This is a genomic window from Kitasatospora sp. NPDC059577 (assembly GCF_042735475.1).
GTDB lineage: Bacteria > Actinomycetota > Actinomycetes > Streptomycetales > Streptomycetaceae > Kitasatospora.
This window is the reverse complement of record NZ_JBHWBZ010000001.1, coordinates 176,007-189,694: the sequence shown is the minus strand read 5'-3', so window position 1 is coordinate 189,694 and position 13,688 is coordinate 176,007. Positions and strand designations below refer to the sequence as shown.

13 protein-coding genes are annotated in these 13,688 nt (G+C 74.2%); 3 read left to right on the top strand and 10 right to left on the bottom strand.

The genetic code is table 11. From position 1 onward, the window contains the following. Positions 1-79: 79 nt before the first annotated feature. The 7 genes from ACFV0O_RS00895 to ACFV0O_RS00865 all read right to left on the bottom strand — a co-directional run bounded on the left by ACFV0O_RS00895 (position 80) and on the right by ACFV0O_RS00865 (position 6,545). Positions 80-820 carry a hypothetical protein gene (locus ACFV0O_RS00895; protein WP_380334441.1) on the bottom strand — a complete coding sequence of 247 codons (741 nt, stop codon included), beginning with the start codon at positions 818-820 and terminating at the stop codon, positions 80-82. Further along, the gene (locus ACFV0O_RS00890) at positions 817-2,208 is read right to left on the bottom strand and encodes a DUF58 domain-containing protein (RefSeq protein ID WP_380334438.1); all 1,392 of its coding nucleotides are present in this window, start codon (positions 2,206-2,208) and stop codon (positions 817-819) included. The genes ACFV0O_RS00895 and ACFV0O_RS00890 overlap by 4 nt, the downstream gene beginning before the upstream one ends. A 35-nt stretch (positions 2,209-2,243) precedes the next feature. Further along, positions 2,244-3,350, bottom strand: coding sequence for an AAA family ATPase (locus ACFV0O_RS00885; RefSeq protein ID WP_380334435.1), 1,107 nt, complete (start codon positions 3,348-3,350; stop codon positions 2,244-2,246). A gap of 85 nt (positions 3,351-3,435) precedes the next feature. Then, positions 3,436-4,008 (bottom strand): hypothetical protein, encoded by a 573-nt coding sequence (locus ACFV0O_RS00880; RefSeq protein WP_380334432.1) that lies wholly within the window; start codon positions 4,006-4,008, stop codon positions 3,436-3,438. Continuing rightward, positions 4,005-4,928: a DUF4129 domain-containing protein gene (locus tag ACFV0O_RS00875; RefSeq protein ID WP_380334430.1), complete on the bottom strand. Its 924-nt coding sequence runs from the start codon at positions 4,926-4,928 to the stop codon at positions 4,005-4,007. The genes ACFV0O_RS00880 and ACFV0O_RS00875 overlap by 4 nt, the downstream gene beginning before the upstream one ends. Before the next feature lie 465 nt (positions 4,929-5,393). Then, positions 5,394-5,654: a GlsB/YeaQ/YmgE family stress response membrane protein gene (locus ACFV0O_RS00870; protein WP_380334427.1), complete on the bottom strand. Its 261-nt coding sequence runs from the start codon at positions 5,652-5,654 to the stop codon at positions 5,394-5,396. Positions 5,655-5,969: 315 nt separating this feature from the next. Next, entirely contained in the window at positions 5,970-6,545 is a 576-nt protein-coding gene (locus tag ACFV0O_RS00865) for a TetR/AcrR family transcriptional regulator (RefSeq protein ID WP_380334424.1), read from the bottom strand. Between the two features lie 234 nt (positions 6,546-6,779). Between ACFV0O_RS00865 and ACFV0O_RS00860 the strand changes: the two genes are divergently transcribed. Next, positions 6,780-7,517 (top strand): SDR family oxidoreductase, encoded by a 738-nt coding sequence (locus ACFV0O_RS00860; RefSeq protein WP_380334421.1) that lies wholly within the window; start codon positions 6,780-6,782, stop codon positions 7,515-7,517. A 101-nt stretch (positions 7,518-7,618) separates the two neighbouring features. Here the strand turns inward: ACFV0O_RS00860 and ACFV0O_RS00855 are convergent, their stop codons facing one another. From ACFV0O_RS00855 to ACFV0O_RS00845, 3 genes are all read right to left on the bottom strand, one after another. Next, complete coding sequence (locus ACFV0O_RS00855) at positions 7,619-8,971, bottom strand: cellulase family glycosylhydrolase (RefSeq protein WP_380334418.1); 1,353 nt, start codon at positions 8,969-8,971, stop codon at positions 7,619-7,621. A gap of 472 nt (positions 8,972-9,443) precedes the next feature. Further along, complete coding sequence (locus ACFV0O_RS00850; RefSeq protein WP_380334415.1) at positions 9,444-10,100, bottom strand: response regulator; 657 nt, start codon at positions 10,098-10,100, stop codon at positions 9,444-9,446. Further along, positions 10,097-11,302, bottom strand: a complete 1,206-nt coding sequence (locus ACFV0O_RS00845) for a sensor histidine kinase (RefSeq protein WP_380334413.1) — start codon at positions 11,300-11,302, stop codon at positions 10,097-10,099. The genes ACFV0O_RS00850 and ACFV0O_RS00845 overlap by 4 nt, the downstream gene beginning before the upstream one ends. Positions 11,303-11,434: 132 nt before the next feature. Between ACFV0O_RS00845 and ACFV0O_RS00840 the strand changes: the two genes are divergently transcribed. Together ACFV0O_RS00840 and ACFV0O_RS00835 are read left to right on the top strand one after the other, a co-directional pair. Further along, complete coding sequence (locus tag ACFV0O_RS00840) at positions 11,435-12,346, top strand: ABC transporter ATP-binding protein (protein WP_380334410.1); 912 nt, start codon at positions 11,435-11,437, stop codon at positions 12,344-12,346. Continuing rightward, positions 12,343-13,191 (top strand): ABC transporter permease, encoded by an 849-nt coding sequence (locus ACFV0O_RS00835; protein ID WP_380334407.1) that lies wholly within the window; start codon positions 12,343-12,345, stop codon positions 13,189-13,191. Before ACFV0O_RS00840 ends, ACFV0O_RS00835 begins: the two co-directional genes overlap by 4 nt. Positions 13,192-13,688: the final 497 nt, after the last annotated feature.

The following is a 13,688-nucleotide window of genomic DNA, read 5'->3' as shown; positions in this document are numbered from 1 at the left end:
GCGTAGAACCGGCACCGGACCGGTGACGGGGCGCCGTCCGTCCGACGGCGCCCGGGTGGGAGCAGGCCTCGGCCCCCGGTCAGTGCCGGCGCCGGGCCCGACGCCCGCCGGCGGGCCTGCCGGACCGGGCCGGGCCGGCGCCGTCCGACCGCTCGTCCACCGGGTCCGGCGGCGTCCCCTCCGGGCGCAACGCCAGGCCCACACCGACGGCGGCCGCGACCAGGCCCAGCACGGCGAGGGGGCGGGACCACTCGCCCGCCCCGGTGGCGGCGAAGGCCGGCAGCAGGACCAGCAGCGCGGCGGTGAGCGCGGCACCCGCGGCGGCGGGGCGGATGCTCGGGCGCCGGGGGCCGAGCGCGTCGAGCAGCAGCAGGTGCGCCGCGAGCAGGACGGTCACCGCGAGCGCCCGCCACCAGGGCGGCTCGCCGAGGGCGGCGAGCAGGACGGATCCTGCGGCGAGGAGGGTGGTGCGGGCGGCGGACAGGTGCCTCAGCCAGGTCGGCGAGACCGGGCCGTCCGGTGCGGGGACGGCGGCCCAGAGGGCGCCGACCGCGACCGGCAGCAGGCAGACGGGCCCGAACCGGTCGGTGAGCGTCCCGGCCCCGGTGCCCGCCGCGGCGAGGGCGAGGGCGGTACCGGTGCCGCGCAGGGCGGCGCGTTCGAGGCGCGGGCCCCAGCCGGTGGGGCGGGCCGTGCGGAGGCGGCGGGCCGGGGCAGCGAGCCCGCGATCGGGTTCGCCCGGTGTGCGGTCCGGGGCGGCGAGCGTGCGGTTCGGGGCGACAAGCGTGCGGTCCGGTGGTCCCGGCTCGGTGGCGGTCATCCGGCGGCTCCCGTGATCCGGCGGCGCAGCAGCGGCGCGAGCGCCAGGTCCAGGGTCTCCCCGGGCGTGTGGCGGACCACGGGGACGCCCCGGCCGCGCAGGGTGGCGCGCATGGCCTCGCGTTCCGCGCGCCACAGGCGCAGCGCGAGGACGTCGGTCCCGTCGCCGGGGCGGGCCGCCGGTTCGCCGACCGGGATCTCCACCACGACGAGCGGGTTGCCGCGTTCGCGGACCCGGCCGAGCACGTCGAGGACGCGCTGGTCGGCGAGCGGGGTGAACGCGTAGACGAGGGCGTGACCGGGCAGGGCGGCGAGCGGCAGGGGCGGGAGGGGGCCGCGCGCGGGCCGGTCCTGACGGACCTCCAGCACGCTCTCCACCATGCGGTAGAGCTGCCGTTCCCCGGTGGAGGCGGTGAGCAGGCGCAGGCGCCCGCCGACCGCGAGGAGGCCGATCCGGTCGTGCCGGCGCAGGTAGGCGCGGGTGAGGCCGGTGGCGGCGCGCAGGGTCTCGTCCAGGCTGCGCCGTCCGGTGGCGGCGTCGAGGTAGTCGGCGAGCGTGTCGAGCAGGACGACGGCGTCGGCGGCGCGTTCGGCGGCGAACTGGTTGATCTGGACGGCGTCGCGGCGGGTCGTGGACGGCCAGTGGATCCGCCGCTGCCGTTCGCCGGGCACGTGCGGGCGGACGCCGATGACCTCGATGCCGGTGCCCTCGTGCGCGGTGGTGTGCTCGCCGATCCGTTCGGGCAGGCGGACCGGGATCGGGGTGAGCCGGGCGGCGTCGGGGACGGGGAAGACGTCGACGGTGCCGAGGTCGGCGCGGACGGTGCGAAGGGCCAGGCCGCGGGCGTCCGGCACGTCGAGGTCGACGACGCCCAGGTGCCGGCGGCCCCAGCTGTCGGCGCGCAGGACGAGGTCGACGCCGGTCGGGGTGACGGTCAGCGCGTCCAGGGCGAGGCCGGGGCCGAGTGCCACGGCGGGCTCGGGCGGGCCGGTCCGGCCGTCGTGGTGCACGGTGACGTGGACGGTGACGGGCTCGCCCTCGAAGCAGCGCTGCGGCCGGGCGGTGCTCTCGGCGGACAGCCGGGTGGGGCGGCTGCCCGCGGGGGCCGCCAGGGCGAGCAGGACGGCCGCGAAGGCGGCCGGGGCGAGCAGCCAGGCGTGTCCGGTGGCCAGGGCGGCGAGGGCCGCGACGGTGGCCACGGTGAGCAGGCGCAGGGTCTGCTCGGCGGGCCGCCAGTGCGGTGACGGCGGGCTGTCGGGCAGGCCGGCGGCGGTGGCGCGGACGCTGCGGGCGACGGCCAGGGCCCGGGCGCGGCGGGCGAGCCGGTCCGTGCCCTCGCCGGACGGGGCCTGCGCGGGGGACGGGCCGGCGTCCGGGGTGCGGTTCACAGCGCCTCCGCGCGGGCCGGCGTCCGGGGTGCGGTTCACAGCGCCTCCGCGCGGGGCAGCGTCCGCGGCGCGGGGACGGAGGCGATCAGCCGCGCCAGCACGTCGTCCGCCTCGATCCGGCGCACCCACAGTTCCGGCTTGAGCGTGATGCGGTGGGCCAGGGCCGGGCCGGCGAGCGCCTTGACGTCCTCCGGGGTCAGGTAGTCGCGGCCCTCCAGCATGGCGTGGGCGCGGGCCAGTTGGATCAGCGCCAGGCCGCCGCGCGGCGAGGCGCCGACCTGGATCTGCTGGTCGTTGCGGGTGGCGTCGACGAGGGCGATGACGTACTCGACCAGGTCGTCGTCGACCTCGACCCGTTCCACCGCGGCCCGCATGGCGAGCAGTTCCGCGGGCCCGGCCACCGTCCGCAGCACCGGCTCGGGGGCCGCCCGGTCGATCCTGGCGCGCAGCATCGCCGCCTCCGTGGCGGTGGGGAGGTAGCCCATGCGCACGCGCAGCAGGAAGCGGTCGAGCTGGGCCTCGGGCAGGGCGTAGGTGCCCTCGTACTCGATCGGGTTGGCGGTGGCGATGACGAGGAAGGGGTCCGGCAGGCGGCGGGTGGCGCCGTCGACGGAGACCTGGCTCTCGGCCATCGCCTCCAGGAGGGCGGCCTGGGTCTTGGGCGGGGTCCGGTTGATCTCGTCGGCCAGCAGCAGTTGGGTGAACAGCGGGCCGGGCCGGAACACCATCTCGCCGGTGTTGCGGTCGTAGAAGGGCGCGCCGGTGACGTCCGAGGGCAGCAGGTCGGGGGTGAACTGGATCCGGCGGAAGTCCAGGCCGAGGGTGGTCGCGAACGAGCGGGCGAGCAGGGTCTTCCCGAGCCCGGGCAGGTCCTCGATCAGGACGTGTCCGCCCGCGAGGGCGCCGAGCATGACGAGGCGCAGTGCCTCGGGCTTGCCGACCACGGCCCGTTCGATCTCCGTGATCACCGCGCGGGCCCGCTCGCCGGCCTGCTGCGGCGTCAGCGGCGGCAAGGTCAGCGGCGGGGTCGCGGGGACGGCCTCCGGCGCACCCGGGACGGCAGGGTCTGCCGACGCGGCCGGGTCGGCCGGGCCGACCGCGGGCTGGGCGGAGTCGTGGACGCTGGTGGAAAGGTCGGACATGACGCTCCTGCGGAAACGATGCGGTCGGTGGTGGGAGGCGTGGCGGACCCGGGCTCCGGAGGCGCCGGCCCCCGGGTCCGGAGGGTCAGAGCGAGTCGAGCCGGTCGACGAGTTCGCTCAGGACCGCCGCCGGGAAGGCCCCGGCCGGGGCCGGCGCCAACGGGTCGATCCACGGCCACAGTCGGGGCCCGAGGAGGTCGGCAGCCCGGTCACGGTCGACCGACAGGTCCACGCCGTGGACCTCCGCCAGCCGCACCGTGTACAGCCGTTGGAGGCGGAAGCGCAGCGGCGCGGCGTCGCCGTCCGGGTCGAGGCCCTGGCGGACCGTCCAGCGCCAGTCGCCGAGGCCCGGCTCGTACGCCTCCATCTGCCGCGCCCGGCTGCGCAGGGTGCGGGCACCGGTTCCCGCCCCGGCCACCCGGCGGGCGACGAGCAGACCGGTGGCCGTCAGCAGGACGACGCCGGCCCCCGCCCCGGGCCACCCGCCGACCAGGCCGAACAGCACCTCGGCGAGGACGGCGGGCACGGCCAGCTCGATCAGGCTGTGCCGCACCGACCCCGGCCGGGCGAGCTCCCGCTCCGTCCCGTCCGCGGACCTGTCCGCCGACCCGTCGGAGCCGTCCACCGGCCCGTGGTGTCGCGGTGTCGCGCTGCTCACCGGCGTCCTCCCTCCGTCTGCGCCGCGGCGTCCGCCGGGGGTGCGGTGTCCTCCCGGGGTGCCGCGTCCGCGAGCCCGGCGGCGATGGCGTCCAGGGCCGTACGGGCCCGGCGCACGTGGCCATCGTCCATCGGGTGGGTCGAGTACCGGGCCTCCCGGAACAGCGCGGTGAGTTCCCGGGCCCCGGTGGCGTCGATCCGGCCGTCCGACAGCGCGCGGCGCAGCAGCTCCGTCGGGCTCTCCCAGGCGTGCCGGGGCAGGCCGGAGGCGGCCAGCGAGTCCTCCATCGCCGCGTAGCAGGCGATCACCGCCGCCCGGGCGTCCGCTCCCCTGAGGGCCCGGCGGCCGGAGTCGACGGCCTCGGCGAGGGCGGCCTCGGCGCTCGCGGGCGCGGGGGCGGGCAGCACCTCGGGCACCTCCGGGAGCCGGGCGCGCCGGCGCAGCCGGAGCACGAGGACGACGACGAACACGACCAGCGCCGCTGCCGCCAGGGCGATCAGCGCCGCGAGCAGCACGCCGGGCGCCTCGGCCACGGTCGGCACCGGTGGTGGAGCCGGCGGGACGGTCTCGGGGGCGAGGGTGACCGGCGGACGATTCGGGTGCGGCAGGTCGGGCGGTCCGGAGACCCGGCTGCGCAGGACCAGCAGCAGGAGCGGCACCGCGACGGCGGCCGCCGGCAGCAGGAGCATCGCCGCCTCCCGCAGGCGCTCGGCCCGGGGCGTCGGCCCGTCGAGGTGGCGGACCTCCTCGCGGAAACGCACCGCGAACCGGCCGACCAGCACCGCCCAGCCGAGCCCGATCAGCACCACGACCCCGGTGCCGGTCACCGGCCCGGCAGCCGCCGTGCCCAGGAGTCCGCCCCCGGGCCGCAGCGCCGCGGCGGCGAGCAGCAGGCCGACGACGACCAGCAGCACTCCCACCGGCCGACCGACCCGCCCGCGCGTACGCGACGGCGACCCACCGCTCATGCGAACCCCCCGGCTCCCCCGCGTGCGACAGCACGCGAACTGCAGCGTCGCACACCGACCGTCACGGTGTCACCTGCCGCCCCGTGCGTCCCCGGCGCCCCACGGAACCTCCGGCGGCGCTCCCCGGGCCGCGGCGCCCGCGCGGCCACCGGCAACGCCGTCACCGGCCGCACCGCCAACGACCACGCCGCCGACGGGACCGGCAGGCGACGGGAGCGGCAGCCGACCGCCGACCCGCCTGCCCCGACGGCGGGTCCGCCGTTCTCCGCCGACCGTCGCGGCCCGGCCCGGCCGGTGCACCACCGGTGCGCACGTCACCGTTCCCCCGTCGAGCCGTGCCGGCCGCCCGGCGCGAACGCCGTGGAGGCCCTCACCGCCGGGTGAGGGCCTCCATCGGACGGTTCTCCGGTCGGCGGTTCAGCGGTGCCGGCGGGCGTAACCGGGCGAGACCAGTGCGATCAACACCGCCGCCACGCCGACCTGCAGCGCGTGCCGGATCCAGTCGATGCCGCCGGTGTGACGCACACCCAGGTAGGAGGCCGCGGCGTTGCCGAGCACCGCGCCGGCGGCGCCGACGAGGACGGTCAGCCACAGCGGCACCGGCTGACGGCCCGGCAGGACGAGCTTCGCCAGCAGACCCACCACCAGACCCGCGATCACGGCCCACAGGATCGTCACGACGTTCTCCCCTCGTTCGGTCTTCGGTCCGACTCGGACGCCCACCGTGTGCCCCCACTTCGGGACTTCATGCCCGGCCCCGCGACCGCGCCGTGCGGCGCGGGCTTCGCCGAACTCGGCGCCGGGTCGCGCGGGCTTCCGCCGAACCCGGGTGTTTGGCCTGCCGGATCGGGGTGAGAAGAGGGCCGGGTGGGCAACGAGCCGCCCGGACGGCGTCCCTCCCCCCGCCTGGTTCGCCGTCCGGGCCCGTCCCGCCACTGCTCAGAGCCCGGCCACCGTGTCGACGCTCCACCGGCGGCCGGGCGGAGCCGGGGCTCACGGACGGACCGTCAGTCCGTCCAGGGTGAGGTCCAGGAGGCGTTCGGCCCGCTCCCGCTGGTCGGGTCTGGCCGAGGTGACGGCGATGCCTTCGAGGGCGGCGCCCATGTCGGCGGGGCTGATGTCGGTGCGGATCGCGCCGACGGCCGCGCAGGCGTCCATCAGCTCGGCGAGGGCCCGGCGGATCATGTCCCGGCTGTCGCCGTGCGGGTTGTTGCCCGCCGCGGTGACGGCGCGCAGCACGTCGGCCATCCCGGATTTGGCGGCGACGTAGTCGAGGAAGAGCCGGGTCCAGGCGTGCAGGGCCTCGTAGGGCGGTCTCGCGGCGAGCAGTCCGGGGACGGCCGCGCACAGCTGGGCCACCTCGTTGCGGTAGACCGCCTCGACGAGGGCCTCCCGGGTGGGGAAGTTGCGGTAGAGGGTGGCGCTGCCGACGCCCGCCGCTTTCGCGATGTGCTCCAGGCGGGCGTCGAGGCCTTCCTCGGTGTACACGCGCACCGCGGCCGCGAGGATCTTCTCCCGGTTGCGCTGTGCGTCGGCGCGCAGCGGGCGCTGGGTGCTGCCGTCGGTCACGTGTCGTCCCTTCCTGTCCGGTCTGTCGGCTGTCGGCTGTCGGCTGTCGGCTGTCGGCTGTCGGCTGTCGGCTGTCGGCTGTCGGCTGTCGGCTGTCGGCCGATTTTCCGACCGATGGCGGGTCGATTGCCAAGCGGGGAGTTCCCCACTTACTCTTCGGAGAGGTAAGCGGAGGAGTCCCCACTTACCTGCGTGGCCGCCTGCGGCCATCCACCCAGGGAAAGGAAGTGGCCCGTGTCGGGAATCGAAGGCAAGGTCGTGGCGATCACCGGCGCCAGCAGCGGCATCGGAGCGGCGACGGCCCTCCACCTCGCCGCGCAGGGAGCGCACCTCGTACTCGGCGCCCGCCGCCGGGAGCGGCTGGACGCGGTGGTCACCGAGATCACCGCACGGGGCGGCAGCGCCGTCGGCGCCGTCGTCGACGTGACGCGTCGCGAGGACCTGCGGCGCCTGACGGACACCGCGCTCGACCGGTACGGCCGGCTCGACGTGCTGGTCTCCAACGCCGGCACCATGGCCGTCTCCCCGTTCGACGAACTGCGCCAGGACGACTGGGACGCCATGGTCGCCACCCACATCACCGGCCTGCTGAACGGGATCGCGGCCGCACTGCCCGTCTTCCGGGAGCAACGCTCCGGCCACTTCGTCACCATCGCCTCCACCGCCGCCTACGTCGTCAAGTCCCCGCAGGCCGTCTACGCGGCGACCAAGACGGCCGTGAAGGTCCTGTCCGAGGGCCTGCGGCAGGAAGCGGGCCCCGACCTGCGCGTCACCCTCGTCTCACCCGGCTTCACCGACACCGAGGGCGTCGGCAAGGGAGTCGGCCCCGACGTGGCGGCGGCGCTCGCCCGGCAGCGCGAGGAGATCGCCATGCCGCCCTCCGCCGTGGCCGCCGCGATCGGCTACGCCATCGACCAGCCCGAGGGCATCGACGTCAGCGAGATCGTCGTCCGGCCCACGGCGCAGGCCTGACACCGCGTCCGGAAGTCCGCCGCACCCCACCCGCCCGGGCCGCCGTCGGCTCCCCTCAGCGCGGGGGGCGCGTGCTGGCCGCGGTCGGCCCCGGGTTCCGCTCATCGTCGTGTGACGGTCACCTGGACGGTCTCCTGCCCGGGAGCGGTGACGAGTCGGAGCAGCCGGGCGTCGGGGGCGGACACGACGTCGGCGCCCCGGCTCTCGACCCGGTAGCCGTCGGGGTAGTCGCCCTGCGGCAGGAAGACCTCGGTGCGCGCTCCGGGGGCGAACGGCTGACCGGAATCGGCACGGCGGGCGCCGTACCGGAGGGTGAACGTCCCGGTCGTGCTGTCGTAGTTCCACTGCTGCGGGGTACCGGCGACCGCGCGCGGATACGGCCGGACGACCGCCGGGTCCATCAGGTTCGGGCCGGTCGGCGGCTCCTGGGGGTGACCGGGTGTCTGGTCCTGCGGCCGGGACCAGAACATCCAGGACAGCATGGCGCCGTCGAAGCGGTCGGCGAGACGGGTCAGCCTCGCCGCGTCCTCGGTCGCACCGAACTCGGTCAGCAGGCCGACGACGCCGTCGGCGGCGGCGCGGTCCGTCCCGTTGGGCACACAGGTGTCGACCGGGCCGAAGCAGTAGTCGTGGAAGCTCATCCCCGCGTTCGGATCGCCGGTGGGGTTCGGCATCCAGTCCGGTGTCCCGAAGTCGTTGGTCAGGGAGGGCTCGTAGAACAGCAGGTGATCGCGGTCGACCCGGCGGACGGCGTTCATGGCCTTCGCCTCGAACGGCGCGAGCACGTCCTTCTCGAAGCGGGGGCACCCGCCCGGGAAGCAGGTCGGGTAGTCCCAACCGGGCCACGGCTCGTTGATCAGGTCGTAGCCCAGGACGTACGGCCGGCCCGCGAAGCGCTGCGCGACGTGCGCCCACATGGCCGCATAGTGCTCCTGCAGACCGACACCGTCGGACGCGGCGTGATCGTGCCAGAAGTTCGCCCACGTCTGGTTCTGCGCGGGGCTGGTGAAGTAGACCTCCGGAAAGCCCGGATTCGGCTTCACCGGGAGCCCGTCGGCGAACACCGCCCACGCGGGGAACCCGCTCCAACTCGCGCCCACCGATTCGTTGAACGCGTCCTGGTGGGAATCGACGAGACTGTGGATTCCGTACCGGGCCAACAACTGCTGGGTCTGCCCGATCTGCTCGATGTAGGCGTCGTCGTAGACCCCGGGCTGCGGCTCGACGGCATTCCACGCGAAGCCCAGCCGCACCGCGTTGAAGCCGTTCTCCGCCAGGAACCGCGCGTCCTTCTCGCCGAAACCTCCCGCCGCGGGGAAGTACGGCGGCTTCTTGTAGACCATGTTCACGCCGTGCAGGGTGACGACCCGACCCTGGTCGTCCGTGAGCCACCGGCCCGCGCGCCCCAGGTCGGGCGGCGCGGGCGTCGCCGCGGCCGGCGTGGTCAATCCCATGACCAGCATGGCCAGTCCGAGACACCGCGCTGCCGAGGAAGCGATTGTCATCATACGAACCTTTCGGCGGGAAAGCGCCACCTGCGATTCCACGGCGCCGGCGAGAAGGGCGGGAAGCTGTTGCGGCGAACCGTAAGTCACCCGCGGCGACACCCGCCCCGGTGCGGTCGATCGATCCGAACGAAAGGACCGTCGAGATCACGGAACCGAGATCACGGAACCGACGAGGAAATGCTATCCACCGCGGACCCGATTCGGTCACGACACCCCGCCGAATCCCGAACCGGCCTGCCCCCGGGGCGGAACGGCCGCGCCGGCGCCGGGTCCGCCGTCGAATGTCCGGGGCACCTGCGGGTGCGTGTCCTCCACGGATGCTCGGCCCGTCGCGGGAGCCTCCGAGGGTGTCGCGGTGAAGGCAGCTGTCGACGTCACGGGAGGGCACAGGGGGTGGGCCACGGCGGCAAGGCACTGCTCAGGGTCGCACTGACACCAGGCCCGTCTCGTAGGCGTTGATGACGAGTTGGGCACGGTCGCGGGCGTTGAGCTTGGCGAGCAGACGGGTCATGTGCGTTTTGACGGTGCCCATGCTGATGGTGAGGTGGGTGGCGATCTCGGTGTTGGAGAGGCCTCGCCCGACGAGGGTCAGCACCTCGCGTTCGCGTTCGGTGACGCCATCGAGCGATTGCCGCGCCGAGGTCGGCTCGGCGCGGCTTGTGTGGTGTGCGATCAGGCGGCGGGTGGCACTCGGCGCGATCAGGGCATCGCTGGCGGCGACGACGCGGATCGCACCGAGGATGTCCTCCAGCGCCATGTCCTTGACGAGGAAGCCCGAGGCACCGGCGCACAGTGCGGCGTAGACGTACTCGTCGTCGTCGAAGGTGGTCAGGACGACGACGCGGGCTGTGGTGGGCCCGGCGGTGATCAGCCTGGTGGCTTCGATGCCGTCCATGCCGGGCATACGGATGTCCATCACCACGACGTCGGGCCGGGCGCTCTCGCAGAGCCGGACCGCGTCGGTGCCGTTGCCGGCCTCTCCCACGACCTCGATCTCGGGGTTGGTGGCAGCGGCCATCCGCAGGGCGGCGCGCACGAGTGGTTGGTCGTCGACGAGGACGATGCGGACGGTCATCGGACCCCTGTCGGCAGGGGCAGACGGGCGGTCACCCGGAAGCCTCCCTCGGGCCGGGGCCCGGCGGAGAACTCGCCGTCCAGGAGGCCGACTCGTTCCCGCAGTCCCATCAGGCCGTAACCGGAACCCACCGCGGTGCCGCACCCGCGCCCGCAGTCGAGGACCTCGATGAACAACTCTTCGGGGCGCTGGTCGATGGACACGTTGCACGAGCCTGTGCCGGCGTGTCGGACCACGTTGGTGATCGACTCCTGGACGAGCCGGAAGGCCGACAGGTCGATCTCCGGAGGAATCGGTCGCCGTTCGCCCTGCCACCGCACCTCGACCCGGACACCGGCCGCTGCCGTCGCTGTGGCCAGCCGCTCGACATCCGCCAAGCCCGGTGCCGGACCCAGCGGCACGGGCCCGGACAGGTCATCGGGTTCGGCCTCCCGCAGTGCGCCGAGCATGCGGCGCAGCCCTGCCAGGGTGTCCCGGCCGGCGGCTTCGACGGCGGTCATGGCCTGGCTCGCACTCGGTGGATCGATGTCGATCACCATGCGCGCGGCGCCGGCCTGGAGGGCGATGATGCCGATGTTGTGCGCGACCAGATCGTGCAGCTCGCGCGCGATCCGCAGCCGCTCGGCGGTGGCGGCCTGGGTTGCCGCCTGGGCGCGCGACGTGCGGGTGTGGTCCCGGGCCTGACGTACCGTGTTGCCGATCAGCCAGGCAACCGCGCCGGACAGGGCGTCGGCGAGTTCCGCCGTGGTGCTGACCGGTCCTGCCAGCAGTTGCAGGCTCGGGTAGCCGATCAGTGCGCCGAGCGCCATGGCAGCCGCGGTGAGCGAGGTCCTACGGGGGCGGGAGGCGGCGAGGAAGCCCAGCGCCACAACGGCCGCCAGGAACAACAGAATCGGGATCTGCTTCAGGTTCAGCGCCATGGAGGCGGTGAACGCGCCGACGAGTAGCAGGGCGAAGGCCGGCAGCGGCCTGCGGTGCAGTGCGGCGCTACCGACCAGTGTGACGGCAGTGGCCACTGCCAGAGCCAGCCAGCCCGAGCCCGAGGGGCTGGTCCCGGCCGCGGGGTAGTCGATCGGTCGGGACCGGCCGGGGAACGACGCGTACACGGCCAACACGTACACCATCGCCGCACACCAGGTCAGTGACGTGCAGAGACCCGGTGGCACGCGTCTGAGCAGGGACAGGCTCGACAAGACGGACATGCACCCGATCGTAGCCACACGATCTCCGTAAGGGCGTCAGACCAGGGTCGTACGATGTCCGGTTGACCGGAAGTCACAAGAGCGGACACCGGTCTGATGCCGGGACGCGCGCTCCGGGGCACCGTTGGACGCGTGATCGAAGCGAAAGAACTGACGAAGCGCTATGGCAGTACAACGGCTGTCGACGCCCTGACCTTCACCGTGCGGCCGGGGCACGTTACCGGCTTCCTCGGCCCCAACGGGGCGGGCAAGAGCACCACTCTGCGCATGATCCTGGGGCTCGACCGGCCGACGGGTGGCACAGTCACGGTCGGTGGGCTGCGGTTTCGCGACCATCCGCGCGGGCTTCGGCATGTCGGTGCGCTGCTCGATGCCGCAGCCGTCCACGGCGGGCGCAGCGCGTACGCACACCTGTGGGCCCTGGCCCGCAGCAACCGCATCCCGCGCCACCGGGTGGACGAGGTCTTGCGGGAGGTCGGCCTGGCCGACGCGGCGCGCCGGCGGATCGGCGGGTTCTCGCTCGGGATGAAGCAGCGGCTCGGCATCGCCACCGCCTTGCTCGGTGACCCGCCGGTGCTGCTCTTCGACGAGCCGCTCAACGGCCTCGACCCCGAGGGCGTGCTGTGGGTACGCGGCCTGCTCCACCGCCTGGCCGCCGAAGGCCGCACGGTGTTCGTCTCCAGCCACCTGATGAGCGAGATGGAGAGCACCGCCGACCAGCTCATCGTGATCGGCCGGGGTGAACTGATCGCGGCCGAAAGCCTGACCGAGTTCGCCGCGCGCAGCGCTGGGGCAAGCGTGGCCGTGCGGACGCGCGAGCCCGAAGCACTGGCAGCACTGCTCACCACCCACGGCGCGATCGTGCGCCCGGACGGGGAGGGGACGCTCAAGGTCACCGGCCTGAGCGCAGCCCGGATCGGCGAACTTGCCTTCCAGGCCCGCATCCTGTTGGGCGAGCTGGCCACACAGAACGCCTCCCTGGAGGAGGCGTTCATGGACCTGACCACCGATCACGTCGAATACCGCGCCGGAGACCCGCGATGACAACGACCAAGGCGACCACCCGAGCCGCTGTCCCCGAGCCCCGCCCGCAGTTCCGCGACCTGCTCGCCGCCGAATGGATCAAGCTCTGGTCGCTGCGCTCGATCCGGTGGACCTTCGCCCTCAGCGCGGCAGCCCTCATCCTGTTCAACACCAACGGTGTCCTCGCCGACTACCGCAACTGGCCGGACTACTCGCCACAGTTGCGGGCAAGCTATCCGGCGGCGGGCTATCTGGACGCTTACGTCCCCAGCGCGGCGATGGTCCTCATGCTCGTCAGCGGCAGCATCGGCGCGATCGTCGTCGTCAGCGAGTACGCCAGCGGCCTGGTGCGCACGACCTTCACAGCCGTCCCCGCCCGAGGCTCCTTGACGGCCGCCAAGTCGCTTGCCGTGGCCGCCGCCACCGCCGTCTACGGCGCACTGATCGCCGCGACTTCGTTCGCCGTGGCCCAGGCCGTCCTGTCCGGTCGGCACATCGACCTGTCCATCAGCCACCCGGGCGCGCTGCGCGCTGTACTGGCCTCCGCCCTGCTCGCACCAGTGTGTGCGCTGATCGGCATGAGTATCGGCGCCGTCATCCGGCACACGGCGACCACCATGGTCACGACGGCCGCCTTGCTCCTGCTGGTCCCTGAATTCTTCGACGAGCGGCATCACTGGTCGGCCGCCATCGCGCACGCCATGCCCTACACCGCCTGGCAGCGGCTGTGGCGCCTCGACGAACTCGGCTTCCCACCGGGCATCCACTACCCGGCGACGGCCACCGAGGCATGGATCACCCTCGTTGCCTGGCCCCTGGTTGCGGTGCCCTTCGCCGCGCTCGTCGTACGCCGCCGAGACCTGTGAAAGGGGGCTGCACGACGAGGGTTTCTTCCCGCACGAGGGGTTGCCGTTTGACGGAGATGCGCTCTGCTGCCGGTGTGGGCGAGCGCGGGCGCAGACCCTGCATGCCCACGACGACGGAGTCGGTGCAGCTGTCACAGACCACGGCCGGCCACTCATCCGCACCCGCGGACTCCCCAACCGGGATGTCATCCAAGAGCTCGCGCACGTAGGCGACATGGGGGGCCTCGACGACAAGGCGAGCACGGGTTTCAGCGATCACGGAGTCGCGACGCTCCGTGGCCACCCGAGAGACCTGTGCCCGTCCTCACGTCATGGCTGACGACCCGCTTGGGGATCGGTTCGCGGCGCTGCCACCCGAGCGGCCGAGGGTCGATCCGACCCGTCCCGCGGGAAGCGGGCGGGGGGGGGGGGCGGGGCCCTCGCCGCCCCCGTGCCGCGGGGGGCCGTCGGCGCGGCCGAGACGGCGGAGGTCCAGGGCGCCGGCGGGGAGGCGGCCG

What these genes read in the sequence shown, in the direction of transcription:
- ACFV0O_RS00895 (WP_380334441.1), bottom strand. Translation starts at nt 820, where the DNA reads ATGACCGCCACCGAGCCGGGACCACCGGACCGCACGCTTGTCGCCCCG.
- ACFV0O_RS00885 (WP_380334435.1), bottom strand. Translation starts at nt 3,350, where the DNA reads ATGTCCGACCTTTCCACCAGCGTCCACGACTCCGCCCAGCCCGCGGTC.
- ACFV0O_RS00855 (WP_380334418.1), bottom strand. Translation starts at nt 8,971, where the DNA reads ATGGGATTGACCACGCCGGCCGCGGCGACGCCCGCGCCGCCCGACCTG.
- ACFV0O_RS00850 (WP_380334415.1), bottom strand. Translation starts at nt 10,100, where the DNA reads ATGACCGTCCGCATCGTCCTCGTCGACGACCAACCACTCGTGCGCGCC.
- ACFV0O_RS00845 (WP_380334413.1), bottom strand. Translation starts at nt 11,302, where the DNA reads ATGTCCGTCTTGTCGAGCCTGTCCCTGCTCAGACGCGTGCCACCGGGT.
- ACFV0O_RS00835 (WP_380334407.1), top strand. Translation starts at nt 12,343, where the DNA reads ATGACAACGACCAAGGCGACCACCCGAGCCGCTGTCCCCGAGCCCCGC.